The sequence below is a fragment of the Escherichia sp. MOD1-EC7011 genome (assembly GCF_002965005.1).
Classification (GTDB): domain Bacteria; phylum Pseudomonadota; class Gammaproteobacteria; order Enterobacterales; family Enterobacteriaceae; genus Escherichia; species Escherichia ruysiae.
The window spans coordinates 61560-75995 of sequence record NZ_PTRD01000019.1; the positions used below are offsets into that span (position 1 = coordinate 61560).

At 50.9% G+C, this 14436-nt stretch carries 14 protein-coding genes; 6 read left to right on the forward strand and 8 right to left on the reverse strand.

Annotation, left to right across the window (positions count from 1 at the left end):
- Positions 1–21 precede the first annotated feature (21 nt).
- Positions 22–1188 (reverse strand): Na+/H+ antiporter NhaA, encoded by a 1167-nt coding sequence (nhaA, locus tag A7098_RS09015; RefSeq protein WP_000681376.1) that lies wholly within the window; start codon positions 1186–1188, stop codon positions 22–24.
- A 578-nt stretch (positions 1189–1766) separates the two neighbouring features.
- On the opposite strand from nhaA, the gene mokC reads away from it, so the two are divergent.
- Positions 1767–1919, forward strand: coding sequence for a type I toxin-antitoxin system toxin MokC (gene mokC, locus A7098_RS09020; RefSeq protein ID WP_000809168.1), 153 nt, complete (start codon positions 1767–1769; stop codon positions 1917–1919).
- Between the two features lie 105 nt (positions 1920–2024).
- Here mokC and dnaJ read toward each other — a convergent pair whose 3' ends face one another.
- Positions 2025–3155 (reverse strand): molecular chaperone DnaJ, encoded by a 1131-nt coding sequence (gene dnaJ / locus A7098_RS09025; RefSeq protein WP_001118464.1) that lies wholly within the window; start codon positions 3153–3155, stop codon positions 2025–2027.
- Between the two features lie 88 nt (positions 3156–3243).
- Entirely contained in the window at positions 3244–5160 is a 1917-nt protein-coding gene (gene dnaK, locus A7098_RS09030; protein ID WP_000516135.1) for a molecular chaperone DnaK, read from the reverse strand.
- A 375-nt stretch (positions 5161–5535) separates the two neighbouring features.
- On the opposite strand from dnaK, the gene A7098_RS09035 reads away from it, so the two are divergent.
- From A7098_RS09035 to satP, 3 genes are all read left to right on the forward strand, one after another.
- Positions 5536–5940: a DUF2541 family protein gene (locus tag A7098_RS09035; RefSeq protein ID WP_000835565.1), complete on the forward strand. Its 405-nt coding sequence runs from the start codon at positions 5536–5538 to the stop codon at positions 5938–5940.
- A 26-nt stretch (positions 5941–5966) separates the two neighbouring features.
- Complete coding sequence (gene msyB, locus A7098_RS09040; RefSeq protein ID WP_001102347.1) at positions 5967–6680, forward strand: acidic protein MsyB; 714 nt, start codon at positions 5967–5969, stop codon at positions 6678–6680.
- Positions 6681–6828: 148 nt separating this feature from the next.
- The gene (gene satP, locus A7098_RS09045; protein WP_000528538.1) at positions 6829–7395 is read left to right on the forward strand and encodes an acetate uptake transporter; all 567 of its coding nucleotides are present in this window, start codon (positions 6829–6831) and stop codon (positions 7393–7395) included.
- Positions 7396–7428: 33 nt separating this feature from the next.
- On the opposite strand, the gene mog is transcribed toward satP, so the two are convergent.
- Positions 7429–8016 (reverse strand): molybdopterin adenylyltransferase, encoded by a 588-nt coding sequence (gene mog / locus A7098_RS09050; RefSeq protein ID WP_024212610.1) that lies wholly within the window; start codon positions 8014–8016, stop codon positions 7429–7431.
- A 114-nt stretch (positions 8017–8130) separates the two neighbouring features.
- The gene (gene tal / locus A7098_RS09055) at positions 8131–9084 is read right to left on the reverse strand and encodes a transaldolase (protein WP_000130187.1); all 954 of its coding nucleotides are present in this window, start codon (positions 9082–9084) and stop codon (positions 8131–8133) included.
- 279 nt (positions 9085–9363) lie between these two features.
- Between tal and A7098_RS09065 the strand changes: the two genes are divergently transcribed.
- Positions 9364–10794, forward strand: a complete 1431-nt coding sequence (locus A7098_RS09065) for a sodium:alanine symporter family protein (protein WP_105280689.1) — start codon at positions 9364–9366, stop codon at positions 10792–10794.
- A 69-nt stretch (positions 10795–10863) separates the two neighbouring features.
- On the forward strand, positions 10864–11640 hold the full coding sequence (gene yaaA / locus A7098_RS09070; protein WP_000906161.1) for a peroxide stress protein YaaA: 777 nt from the start codon (positions 10864–10866) through the stop codon (positions 11638–11640).
- A gap of 38 nt (positions 11641–11678) precedes the next feature.
- Here the strand turns inward: yaaA and A7098_RS09075 are convergent, their stop codons facing one another.
- From A7098_RS09075 to thrB, 3 genes are all read right to left on the reverse strand, one after another.
- Entirely contained in the window at positions 11679–12002 is a 324-nt protein-coding gene (locus tag A7098_RS09075) for a DUF2502 domain-containing protein (RefSeq protein WP_032224357.1), read from the reverse strand.
- A gap of 213 nt (positions 12003–12215) precedes the next feature.
- Positions 12216–13502, reverse strand: a complete 1287-nt coding sequence (thrC, locus tag A7098_RS09080) for a threonine synthase (protein ID WP_105280690.1) — start codon at positions 13500–13502, stop codon at positions 12216–12218.
- Entirely contained in the window at positions 13503–14435 is a 933-nt protein-coding gene (thrB, locus tag A7098_RS09085; RefSeq protein WP_000241673.1) for a homoserine kinase, read from the reverse strand.
- Position 14436: the final 1 nt, after the last annotated feature.

Sequence of the window (14436 nt, forward strand, 5' to 3'; positions counted from 1 at the left end):
GCTCCCCGGAACATCGTCCTGTCAAACTGATGGACGTAAACGAATGCGTAACCAGCTATATCCAATTACCGCCGAAGAGATTGAGCCAACCAGAATGCCCAATTTCGCCCAGTTAATCAGTTCTGGATCTACGCTACCAAAAGCCAGGCTGGCGATAAAGATAGACATAGTAAAACCGATACCGCACAGGATACCAACCGCCATAATTTGCTGATAAGTGGTTCCCTCCGGCAAATGCGCCAGTTTCAAACGCAGCGCCAGCCAGCAGAACAAACTAATACCCAACGGCTTACCAATCAGCAAACCGGCGATGATCCCTAATGGCAGGATGGAGGTCAGGCCATCCAGCGTCACGCCTTGCAGAGAAACGCCGGCATTGGCAAAAGCAAACAACGGCAAAATCAGATAAGCCACCCACGGGTGCAATACATGCTCCAGGCGCTTCGCCGGAGAACGACCATGCTTCTCTTTCAATGGAATAAAGAAACCGACAATGACGCCTGCCAGCGTTGCGTGGACGCCTGATTTCAACACTGCAGTCCACAACACCACGCCGACCAGAATATAAACTCCCGTGCGGCGAACACCACAAATGTTCAGCACCGCGAGCACCGCAATTGCTACAGCAGCAACGCCAAGAGAGGCCATTGACAAGTCATTAGTGTAAAACAAGGCGATGATAATGATGGCTCCAAGATCGTCGATAATAGCCAGCGCCATCAAAAAAATCTTCAGTGCTAACGGTACACGGCTTCCCAATAACGCCAGGACACCGAGGGCAAAGGCAATATCAGTCGCCGCCGGGATTGCCCACCCTTCACGAGTGATAGGATCGGCGTAGTTAAAGGCCAAATAGAGCAATGCCGGGACAATCATCCCGCCGATTGCGGCAATAACCGGAAACGCAGCCTGGCGCAAACTGGCCAGCGATCCTTGCATCAGCTCGCGTTTAACTTCCAGACCAACTAACAGGAAAAATATCGCCATTAGCGCGTCATTTATCCATAACAGCATGTTTTTATTGATTTCAAGAGAACCTACCCGCAGCTGAACCGGCGTCTCAAGAAAGTCGTGATACCATCCACTGGTTGCACCGCTATTGGCCATAATCATCGCCAGAACAGCGGCAATGATGAGAATAATGCCTCCCGAGGCATCACTGCTAAAGAATCGATGCAGATGTTTCACTTTTTATTTCTCTTTCAGGTGAATAGATCGTTTTTACTATTTTACTCTGCACGAATCATCGTTAAAATCAGATTATAGTGTAGGAACAATTCGCTTTTAACGATCTATAAAGAAGATTATGTCACCAGCAGAGGAAGTGTTGTTGGCGCTCGAAAGCGGTGGCTGATGACCTCAAACCCTGATAATCATAGCCTAATGTCAAGATTTCTGAGGGGTTTATTCGGAATAAGTAATTTGTTGTAAGCCGGAGCTGTTTGTTAGGGCAATATTTCAAATATATCCAACTTATTTGTCAATAATTGCAATAAAGGGAGAAATCAACGTTAATTAATTGAATCCTTTAAAAATTACGCCATAAAAACGCGAGGCGTCTTCAGGATTAGAATCAATAAAACAGAATGGGTTAAAGAGAGCGATATAATAGCGGCGGGTGCTTGAGGCTGTCTGTCTCAGGCATTAGCTGGATGGCAGATAGAGAAAAGCCCCGAGTGATATTTTACCATCAACCCGAGGCCCCCTATATGCAGAACACATGTAGAGTGCCTCTTGCTGACCGTAAGGTCAAGGAGAAGAGAGCAATGAAGCAGCATAAGGCGATGATAGTCGCCCTGATCGTCATCTGTATCACCGCCGTAGTGGCGGCGCTGGTAACGAGAAAAGACCTCTGTGAGGTTCACATCCGAACTGGCCAGACGGAGGTTGCTGTTTTCACGGCTTACGAATCCGAGTAAGAGCAACGGCGGGGGGCGATCCCCGCCACTTTACAGGTGCCCGCATATCTTCAACGCACCCTATTTTTTTACCCTGGCCTGCCCACGGGCAGGCCTTTGGGGAAATTAGCGAGTCAGGTCGTCAAAAAACTTCTTCACGCCATCAAAGAAGCTCTTTGAGCGTGGGCTGTTGTGCTCGCCGGTTGGGCCACCGAAGCTTTCTTGCAGCTCTTGCAGCAGCTGTTTCTGCTTCTCGTTCAGACCTACCGGCGTTTCGACGACAACGCGACACAGCAAATCGCCCTGTGCACCGCCGCGAACAGACTTAACGCCTTTACCGCGCATACGGAACAACTTACCGGTCTGGGTTTCGCCAGGCACTTTCAGCTTGACGCGACCATCAAGGGTCGGCACTTCGATTTCGCCGCCCAGCGCCGCCATAGCGAAGTTGATCGGGACTTCACAATACAGGTTGTTGCCTTCACGCTCGAAAATCGGGTGCTGTTTAACCTGAACCTGAACGTACAGATCGCCTGCCGGTGCGCCATGCTCGCCTGCTTCACCTTCGCCCGCAAGACGGATGCGGTCTCCAGTGTCCACCCCTGCCGGGATTTTAACGGACAGCGTTTTGCTACGCTCAACACGACCATGACCATGGCATTTGTTGCACGGATCTTTGATAAGCGTACCGCGCCCCTGACAGTGCGGACAGGTCTGCTGCACGGCAAAGAAGCCCTGGCGCATCTGCACCTGACCAGAACCATGACAGGTCGGACAGGTCTGCGGCTGTGTACCTGGTTTTGCACCGCTACCGTGGCAAACGTCACACTCTTCCAGAGTCGGAATGCGGATCTCTTTGGTCACGCCACGTACAGCTTCTTCGAGGGTGAGCTCCATGTTATAGCGTAAATCAGCACCACGCGCCGCACGTTGACGACCACGTCCGCCGCCAAAAATATCGCCGAAAACGTCACCAAAAATATCGCTGAAGTCTGCGCCGCCGCCAAAACCGCCGCCGCCCATGCCGCCTTGCTCAAATGCCGCATGACCGTACTGATCATATGCCGCGCGTTTTTGCGAGTCGGTCAGAACTTCATAAGCTTCCTTGATCTCTTTAAATTTCGCCTCGGCCTCTTTGTCACCCTGGTTACGGTCCGGGTGATATTTCATGGCCAGGCGTTTATAGGCCTTTTTGATTTCACGCTCTTCCGCTGTTTTGGAAACGCCTAAAATCTCGTAATAATCTTGCTTAGCCATTTTTTTTGATTTGCCCCTAGATGAATGCACGGGCGGAGAGGAAAATCCCCTTCGCCCGTGTCAGTATAATTACCCGTTTATAGGGCGATTATTTTTTGTCTTTGACTTCTTCAAACTCAGCGTCGACAACATCGTCATCTTTCGCGTTGTTTGCAGAAGCATCAGCACCGGCAGTCTGCTGCTGTGCATGTTGCTGCTGGGCGATTTCCATCAGTTTCTGGGAAACCTGTGCCAGTTCCTGCATTTTCGCTTCGATAGCGGCTTTGTCTTCACCTTTCAGAGCAGTTTCCAGTGCAGTCAGCGCAGACTCGATAGCAGTTTTGTCGTCAGCCGGCAGTTTGTCGCCTGCTTCTTCAACCTGCTTACGGGTGCTGTGCAGCAGATGGTCGCCCTGGTTGCGAGTCTGTACCAGCTCTTCAAACTTACGGTCTGCTTCGGCGTTAGCTTCCGCGTCGCGTACCATTTTCTGGATTTCATCTTCGTTCAGACCAGAAGAAGCCTTGATGGTGATCTTCTGCTCTTTACCGCTGTTTTTGTCTTTCGCGGAAACGTGCAGGATACCGTCAGCATCGATATCGAAGGTAACTTCGATCTGCGGCATACCGCGCGGAGCCGGGTTGATACCATCCAGGTTGAACTGACCCAGAGATTTGTTATCAGCCGCACGTTTACGTTCACCCTGCAGCACGTGGATGGTTACCGCAGACTGGTTGTCTTCAGCGGTAGAGAACACCTGGCTGTGCTTGGTCGGGATAGTGGTGTTTTTCGCGATCAGCGTCGTCATCACACCACCCATGGTTTCGATACCCAGAGACAGCGGGGTAACGTCCAGCAGCAGTACGTCTTTCACGTCGCCAGTCAGTACACCACCCTGAACGGCAGCACCGATTGCCACAGCTTCGTCCGGGTTAACGTCTTTACGCGGCTCTTTACCAAAGAACTCAGCAACTTTCTTCTGAACCATCGGCATACGAGTCTGACCACCAACGAGGATAACATCGTCGATATCAGATACGGACAGGCCAGCGTCCTGCAGAGCAACTTTCAGCGGCTCGATGGAACGGTTCACCAGGTCTTCAACCAGGCTTTCCAGTTTTGCACGAGTCACTTTGATGTTCATGTGTTTCGGACCGGTCGCGTCTGCGGTGATGTATGGCAGGTTAACGTCGGTCTGCTGAGCGGAAGACAGTTCGATTTTCGCTTTTTCTGCCGCTTCTTTCAGGCGCTGCATTGCCAGCGGATCGTTGCGCAGGTCAATGCCCTGATCTTTCTTGAATTCTTCAACCAGGTAGTTGATCAGACGGCTGTCGAAGTCTTCACCACCCAGGTGGGTATCACCGTTGGTTGCCAGAACTTCGAAGGTTTTTTCGCCGTCAACTTCGTCGATTTCGATAATAGAAATATCGAAAGTACCACCACCCAGGTCATAAACCGCGATAGTACGGTTGCCAGTACCTTTGTCCAGACCGTAAGCCAGTGCAGCAGCGGTCGGTTCGTTGATGATACGTTTTACTTCCAGACCAGCGATACGGCCTGCGTCTTTGGTTGCCTGACGCTGAGCATCGTTAAAGTATGCCGGTACGGTGATAACTGCTTCAGTTACCGGTTCGCCCAGGTAATCTTCTGCAGTTTTCTTCATTTTTTTCAGCACTTCAGCAGAGATCTGCGGCGGTGCCATTTTCTGGCCTTTAACTTCGACCCATGCGTCGCCGTTATCAGCAGCAATAATTTTGAACGGCATGATGGAAACATCACGCTGCACTTCTTCGTCCTGGAAGCGGCGGCCAATCAGGCGTTTAATCGCAAACAGGGTGTTTTGCGGGTTCGTCACTGCCTGACGTTTAGCCGGCTGACCAACCAGAGTTTCACCATCCTGGGTATAGGCAATGATAGAAGGCGTGGTGCGATCGCCTTCGGCGTTCTCCAGCACACGAGGAGTGGTGCCATCCATAATCGCTACACAAGAGTTGGTAGTACCCAGGTCGATACCAATTATTTTACCCATCTAAACGTCTCCACTATATATTCGGTCATCATGTGGTTGTGAGTCTGTAATAGGGGCGAAACGTCTGGTTTCAACTGCCCAATTTCATTTTTTTGCAGACTCACTCACTGCGGTTGACTACTAAATGGGGTCGTAACCCACGTCATCAAGGGGGAGATGCAAAAATTTTTTGTGCTTTTGCGCAGAAATTTCACGATATGCCGGAAGAAGTGAAAAAAAGGGAGCAATAATATTCACGTAAAAAATGAATTTCACACAAATCATTCACTAAAAAATTGTAATAAAAAGAAAAGATTACGCACCTGAATCTTCTTTTCGTCAGCAGTAAACTAGTGGCTATTCTTCCCCCGACTGCTCCCCGCTAAGAGAATCTTCATGAAATCCATTTTTATGATTTCCGCCAGCCTCGTGCTCGGCCTGATGCTGTGCTGCACCGCGCAGGCCAACGACCATAAAATCCTCGGCGTCATTGCCATGCCGCGTAACGAAACCAACGATCTGACGTTGAAACTCCCCGTTTGCCGCATTGTAAAACGCATACAACTCACTGCCGATCATGGCGATTTACAGTTAAGCGCCGCGTCGGTTTATTTCAAAGCAGCCCGTAGCGCCAGCCAAAGCCTGAACATTCCGGCTGAAATCAAAGAAGGGCAAACCACCGGCTGGATCAACATTAACAGCGATAACGACAACAAACGCTGCGTGTCAAAAATCACCTTTTCCGGTCATACGGTGAACTCATCGGATATGGCCACGCTGAAAATTATCGGCGACGACTAATCTTTTAATACAGAAGCCACAATGACATGAACGTCAATTATCTACATGATTCGGACTTAGATTTTCTACAGCATTGCAGCGAAGAACAGCTGGCAAACTTTACCCGCTTACTCACTCATAATGAAAAAGGCAAAACCCGCCTGTCCAGCGTATTAATGCGCAACGAACTGTTTAAATCGATGGAAGGGCATCCAGAGCAGCATCGCCGCAACTGGCAGCTAATTGCCGGGGAATTACAACATTTCGGCGGCGATAGCATCGCTAACAAACTGCGCGGACACGGCAAACGGTATCGCGCTATTTTACTCGACGTCTCCAAACGGCTGAAACTGAAAGCCGATAAAGAGATGTCTACCTTTGAAATTGAGCAACAGTTACTCGAACATTTTCTGCGCAACACCTGGAAGAAAATGGACGAGACGCATAAAAAGGAGTTTTTGCAGACCGTCAACGCGAAGGTTAACGAACTGGAAGAGCTGCTGCCGTTATTGATGAAAGACAAGCAACTGGCCAAAGGCGTGTCGCATCTGCTTTCCAGCCAGCTGACCCGCATTTTGCGTACCCACGCTGCGATGAGCGTGCTTGGGCATGGTCTGCTACGCGGCGCGGGTCTGGGAGGGCCGGTGGGTGCAGCATTAAATGGGGTTAAAGCCGTTAGCGGCACTGCCTTTCGGGTGACAATTCCAGCGGTGTTACAAATCGCCTGTCTGCGACGAATGATTAGCGCCACTCAGCCCTGATACCTGACACAGGGGAAAATTTTCATTTTCCCCTCAAAAGATCATAGACACTGCCCCATTGGCTGATTATTATGCCGCGCCCTGAAAACACTACAGTTATTCAGGGAAATTATTTCACCATTCATTCGATGATGATTTTTGAGGAATTATGGGCAACACTAAGTTGGCTAATCCGGCACCGCTGGGCCTGATGGGCTTCGGCATGACCACCATTCTGCTTAACCTGCACAACGTGGGTTATTTCGCCCTGGACGGTATTATTCTTGCCATGGGCATCTTCTACGGCGGCATTGCGCAAATTTTTGCCGGTCTGCTGGAGTACAAAAAAGGCAACACTTTCGGTTTAACCGCATTCACCTCTTACGGTTCTTTCTGGCTGACGCTGGTTGCGATTCTGCTGATGCCGAAACTGGGTCTGACCGATGCGCCAAATGCGCAGTTCCTTGGTGTCTACCTGGGTCTGTGGGGCGTGTTTACGCTGTTTATGTTCTTCGGCACGCTGAAAGGCGCACGCGTTCTGCAATTCGTTTTCTTTAGCCTGACCGTGCTGTTTGCTCTGCTGGCGATCGGTAACATTGCCGGTAATGCTGCGATCATCCACTTTGCCGGCTGGATTGGTTTGATCTGCGGTGCCAGCGCAATCTATCTGGCGATGGGTGAAGTGCTGAACGAGCAGTTTGGCCGCACCGTTCTGCCAATTGGTGAATCCCACTAATTGTTTGAGATCCCCCCGCTCGGGGGGATTTTTTTATTCGTTAACTTCGCGTCTTGCACTCTTTGGTCTGAATGCCGCTACCACTTCCGGTGCCGTTTCAACGTATGGCCCTTCCAGCAACTGAATGCAGTACGGTACGCTGGCAAAAATACCGTGCACCACGACGTTACCCTCAGCATCCTTCACACCTTCCAGCGTCTCTTTGATGGACTTCGGCTGACCGGGTAAGTTCAGGATCAGTGCCTGTTTGCGAATCACACCCACCTGACGCGAAAGGATCGCGGTTGGTACAAAATGCAGGCTGATCTGGCGCATCTGTTCACCAAAGCCCGGCATCTCGCGGTCAGCTACTGCCAGCGTCGCATCAGGCGTCACGTCACGGCGCGCCGGCCCAGTCCCTCCCGTAGTGAGTACCAGATGGCAACTCATTTCATCCACCAGCTCACACAACGTTTGCTCGATGATCGCCTGCTCATCGGGGATTAAGCGGGTTTCCAGTTCAAACGGCGTGGTTAGCGCCGATGTCAGCCATTCTTCCAGTGCAGGGATACCTTTATCCTGATAAACGCCGCTGGATGCGCGATCAGAGATGGAAACTAAGCCAATACGTAAAGTATTCATCAAGATTTTTCCGTTTAAACAGTCTCGTTAAACAGAATGATACACTGCGAAGGGAGTGACAGACAGGCTTCAGAAGAGGTAGCGTGACCGACTTCCCGGTCACGCTAAGAATGATTACAGCAGATCGCCGATCATTTTTTCCAGTTTTTCCTGGTCAACAGCAAACTTACGGATACCTTCCGCCAGTTTATCTACTGCCATTGGATCCTGGTTGTGCTGCCACAGGAACTCAGACTCGGTGATACGCGCCGGACGCGCTTTCACTTCGCCGGTGTAAGACAGTTTACGTTCGATAGCCCCTTCGCTCTCAGCCAACTCTTTCAGCAGTGCCGGTGCGATGGTCAGACGGTCGCAGCCTGCCAGTTCCAGAATTTCGCCGATGTTACGGAAGCTTGCGCCCATAACCACGGTTTCATAACCGTGCTCTTTGTAGTACTGGTAGATTTCAGATACAGAAACGACACCCGGATCTTCTGCCGGAGCGTACTCTTTCTTATCGGTATTGGCTTTGTACCAGTCAAGAATACGGCCAACAAACGGAGAAATCAGGAACACGCCCGCTTCCGCACAAGCACGCGCCTGAGCGAAGGAGAACAGCAGAGTCAGGTTACAGTTGATACCTTCTTTTTCCAGCTGTTCTGCAGCACGGATACCCTGCCAGGTAGAAGCCAGTTTGATCAGAATACGATCGTTGCTAATACCTGCATCGTTGTAGAGTTTGATCAGGCGTTTTGCTTTCGCAATTGACGCTTCGGTGTCATAGGAAAGACGCGCATCAACTTCTGTTGAGATACGGCCCGGAACCAGTTTCAGGATTTCCAGACCAATATTTACTGCCAGTTTGTCGGTCGCGTCCACGATCTGCTGCGCGCGATCGTTGCTCTGCTGTTTCGCCCAGGCGACAGCATCATCAATCAACTTACGGTATTCCGGAATTTGCGCTGCGTTAAGAATGAGAGAAGGGTTGGTTGTGGCATCCTGCGGTTGATACAGCTTCATTGCCGCGATGTCCCCAGTGTCGGCCACTACAGTGGTGTACTGACGAAGGGAGGTCAATTTGTCCGTCATGATAGTATTTCTCTTTAAACAGCTTGTTAGGGGGATGTAACCGGTCTGCCCTGATGATATCACGACGCAACGACAGCGCAACCGCAGACGAGAGGGTTATAGCCAGGCGAGACTGTTTAAGTTTTCTGACACTGCGTTGATATCGCTCGCCATTTTTAAACAAAAACTCAAGTATGCTACTCAGGCGTTATCTACCAATGCACATCGTATATAATTCTTAATCAATTGGTAACGTTTACACAGGAATGTAACCGCGCGCCGGCGACAAGAGGGATACGAATGCCTGATTTTTTCTCTTTTATTAACAACGTACTATGGGGATCAGTGATGATCTACCTGCTCTTCGGCGCAGGTTGTTGGTTCACTTTTCGTTCTGGGTTCGTTCAGTTTCGCTACATTCGCCAGTTTGGCAAAAGTCTTAAAAATAGCGTTCATCCGCAACGAGGCGGTTTAACTTCTTTTCAATCATTGTGTACCAGTCTCGCCGCACGCGTTGGCAGCGGTAACCTGGCAGGCGTTGCGCTGGCCATCACCGCCGGTGGACCGGGTGCTGTTTTCTGGATGTGGGTTGCCGCTTTTATTGGCATGGCGACCTCTTTTGCCGAATGTTCCCTTGCCCAGCTTTATAAAGAACGTGACGTCAATGGGCAGTTTCGCGGCGGACCGGCATGGTATATGGCGCGTGGATTGGGGATGCGCTGGATGGGCGTTCTGTTCGCCGTCTTTTTGCTCATCGCCTACGGATTGATTTTCAGCGGAGTTCAGGCAAATGCTGTCGCTCGCGCGATGAGTTTTGCATTTGATTTCCCTCCGTTAGTAACGGGGGTCATTCTCGCCATTTTTACTCTGTTGGCGATAACTCACGGCATTCATGGCGTCGCCCGGTTGATGCAATGGTTTGTCCCTATTATGGCGTTAATCTGGGTACTCGCCAGCCTGATCATTTGCGCAATGAATATCGGGCAACTTCCACACGTTATTTGGTCTATTTTTGAAAGCGCCTTTGGCTGGCAGGAAGCGGCAGGCGGCGCGGCGGGTTATACCCTGAGTCAGGCGATTACTAACGGTTTTCAGCGCAGTATGTTTTCCAATGAGGCGGGGATGGGATCAACACCGAACGCAGCAGCGGCGGCGGCATCATGGCCACCGCATCCGGCAGCGCAAGGTGTTGTCCAGATGATCGGCATCTTTATCGACACCCTGGTCATCTGCACGGCGAGCGCCATGCTGATATTACTGGCCGGAAACGGTACAACCTATATGCCGCTGGAGGGTATACAACTTCTCCAGAAAGCGATGCGAGCACTAATGGGTTCCTGGGGGGCGGAGTTTGTTACAATAGTGGTAATTCTGTTTGCCTTCAGCTCCATCGTCGCCAATTACATTTATGCAGAAAATAATCTTTTCTTTTTACGCCTGAACAGCCCCAAAGCGATCTGGTGCCTGCGTATCTGCATCTTTACCACCGTGATTGGTGGCACACTACTTAGCCTGCCCATGATGTGGCAACTGGCTGATATTATTATGGCGTGTATGGCTATCACTAATCTGACCGCTATTTTGCTGCTCTCTCCGGTAGTGCATACCATTGCCAGTGATTATCTTCGCCAGCGCAAACTTGGTGTGCGTCCGGTGTTTGATCCGCTGCGCTACCCGGATATCGACCAGCAACTCGCGCCTGATACGTGGGATGATGTTTCGCGGGACTAATCACAACTATCGATCAATTCATCCGCTTTTTTTGCTACAGTCGCTGTAAATTTCCTGCAAGGACTGGATATGCTGATTCTGATTTCACCTGCGAAAACGCTTGATTATCAAAGCCCGTTGGCTACTACGCGCTATACGTTGCCGGAGCTGTTAGACAACTCTCAGCAGCTTATTCACGAAGCGCGGAAGCTGACGCCCCCGCAGATTAGCACGCTGATGCGCATCAGCGACAAACTGGCGGGTATCAACGCCGCTCGCTTTCAAGACTGGCAGCCAGATTTCACCCCGGAGAATGCCCGACAGGCGATTCTGGCGTTCAAAGGCGATGTCTACACAGGTTTGCAGGCCGAAACCTTCAGTGAAGAAGATTTCGCTTTTGCCCAGCAGCATCTGCGTATGCTTTCCGGTTTGTATGGCGTACTGCGCCCACTTGATTTAATGCAGCCATATCGTCTGGAGATGGGTATTCGTCTTGAGAACGCCAGGGGTAAAGATCTGTACCAATTCTGGGGTGATGTGATCACAAACAAGCTGAACGAGGCGCTCGAAGCGCAAGGCGATCAGGTAGTGATTAATCTGGCGTCAGATGAGTATTTTAAATCAGTGAAACCGAAGAAACTGAATGCTGAGATTATCAAGCCGGTGTTCCTCGATGAGAAGAACGGTAAGTTTAAGGTTATTAGCTTCTACGCTAAGAAAGCGCGTGGCCTGATGAGTCGTTTTATTATTGAAAATCGCCTGACCAAACCAGAGCAACTGACTGGTTTTAATAGTGAAGGTTACTTCTTCGATGAAGCCAGTTCCAGCAATGGCGAACTGGTGTTTAAACGCTACGAACTGCGTTAAGTTTGCGGTAAATGCCGGAGGTCATCCGGCATTTGTATTTACCGATGGTGCCTGTCCGGACCCGGACGATGATCGCCGCCGTGATCGTGTCGATGATCTCCACGGTGATCATTTCGATGATCATTATACCAATTATGACGCGGCGCTCCGTGTGGGTGCCAGCGATTGTCTCGCCATTCATAATTTCGATACCACCAGTCACGGTCACGCCAGTAACCGCCATCCCAGTAGTAACCACGGTGGTCGCGATCGCCAATCTGTAATTTCACTGATGGTACTAGCATTATTTCCCCAGCCTGCGCTGCCATAGGAGCGACCAGAATCAGGGAAAGTGCGAGTAAGATAGGTTGCATCTTTTTCACAGGTGACTCCTTTTATCATTGCCAGTTATGAGCCGATATGAGGAGCTTACGGTAAAAGAATCCCCGTTGTCATTCTCTACCATTCAAAGAGCTAAGTTACCGCATTTATTGAAAATTTCTCCTTTTTTTCTGTCGATTTTTCTCATGTTTTCTCCATAAAAAAGCCGAACTGCATAAACGCAAGCCCGGCCATTTTCAGGAAATTAATGGATACTACTTATGATTCATCATCAGCTTGCGCAACGCGGCAAAATCGGCGGGCAGATTATGAGAAAGCAGCGGTAATTCAGCTCGTTCTGCCAGCTCTTTTGGCAGCGCCAGCGATTCACCGAGAATCGCTTCCACACTCTCTTTAAACTTCGCCGGATGTGCGGTGCCAAGGAACAGACCATATTCGCCTGGATGCAACTGGTCACGCAGCGCACGGTAAGCCACAGCAGCGTGCGGTTCTGAGGTATAGCCCAGCTCTTTTAACTCACGCATCGTCTGTTGCGTGGTTTCATCATCCACCGCCGCATAACCCAGCTCTTTCAGTTGCCAGATTTTGCGGCGGAACAACTCTTCCACGCGCGGCCAGTTGTTCGGCTGACTCACGTCCATCGCGTTGGATAACGTCGCCTGGGTGGCTTTTGGCGACCACTGCCCGTCGTGCAGGAAACGCGGCACGGTATCGTTCACGTTGGTCGCAGCAATAAAACGCTTCACCGGCAGGCCAAGAGATTTCGCCAGTAGGCCTGCCGTCAAATCGCCGAAGTTACCGCTCGGCACCGAGACAACCAGCTGGTTGCGCGCTTCTTGCGGCAACTGCGCCACAGCTTCAAAGTAGTAGCAAATTTGCGCCAGCAACCGGCTGATGTTAATGGAGTTAGCGGAGTTTAACCCCAGCGCCATTTTCAGTTCTTCATCATCAAACGCCTGCTTCACCAGCGCCTGACAGGCATCGAAATCGCCGTCGATGGCAACGGTTTCAATATTGCCGCCCAGCGTACAGAACAGCTTTTCTTGCAGTGGACTGATTTTGCCGCGTGGATAGAGGATAACCACTTTTACATTCGGTAAACCGTAGAAAGCATGAGCCACTGCCGCTCCGGTATCACCGGAGGTCGCGGTCAGAATGGTCACTGGCTTATCGCCCGCAATATGAGTCAGCATTTGTGCCATAAAGCGACCACCGAAATCTTTAAATGCCAGCGTTGGCCCGTGGAACAATTCCAGACAACCGACATCGCTTTCAACATTGGCGACCGGAGCCGGGAAGGCAAACGCCGCGCGCACGCGCTCTTCCAGTGCATCCTGCGGGATCTCATCACCAATAAACGCGGCGAGGATCTTCGCGCTGCGAGTGACAAAATCCAGCTTCAGCATCTCATCAATTTCGGTCAGACTAAATTCCGGCAGGTCGTGCGGAAAAAACAGCCCCTGATTTTTGCCCAACCCCTGCGTTACGGCTTGCGCAAAACTGACCTGCTCGTTGTGATCTTTCAGATTGTAGAGTTTCATTTAGTTTTCCAGTACTCGTGCGCCCGCCGTATCCAGCCGGCAAATATGAACAAAACCTTCCTGATTTTGCAGGTAGTTCTTACCCAACCAGTCGGCAACGCGCTGGGCGGTATCCGGCTTGTCACACAGAGCGAACAATGTCGGACCGGAGCCGGAGATACCGCTCGCTACCGCGCCTATTTCCGCAACCGCCTGCCGCGACTGCCTGAAGCCTGGCAATAAACGTTCACGGTAGGGTTCAGCGATAACATCTTTCATCAGCTTCGCGGCAAGCTCAGGCTGACGGGAATAGCAGGCGTGAATGAAGCCCGCCAGATGTCGCCCGTGCGCAATGCAATCCTGGCGGCGATACTGCGCCGGTAATATAGCTCGAGCTTCTGCTGTCGAGACTTTAATCCCCGGATACGCCAGCACCCACAGCCACTCATCAAACCCCGGCACTTGCTGGCTGATGATGCCGTTTTCTTCGATCATCAACTGCATACCACCAAGAAAGCACGGTGCCACGTTGTCATAATGAATGCTGCCAGAGATACGTCCTTCCAGCTCGCCCATCAAAGCCAGCAAACGGGTATCATTGAGCGGCTTGCCGCAGTGTTCATTCATCGCTACCAGTGCCGCGACCACCGAACAGGCGCTGGAACCTAAACCAGAACCGATCGGCATATTCTTTTCCAGGGTCATCGCCACTGGAATTTGCTTGCCCAACTCCTGGCAAAAACGCTCCCAGCACTGATAAACGATATTTTCTCGTGGTTCTGACGGTAGCTTGTCGGCAAAGCGTCCAAGGTTGTTGAGGCTGAATGTCTCTGCCGCCGCAACCGTCACCACATCCCCAAGCAACTCGCCATCAACAGGCGTTACCGCCGCGCCAAGCACATCAAACCCGACGCTCATATTGGCACTGGAAGCCGGAGCATAAACTTTAACCATA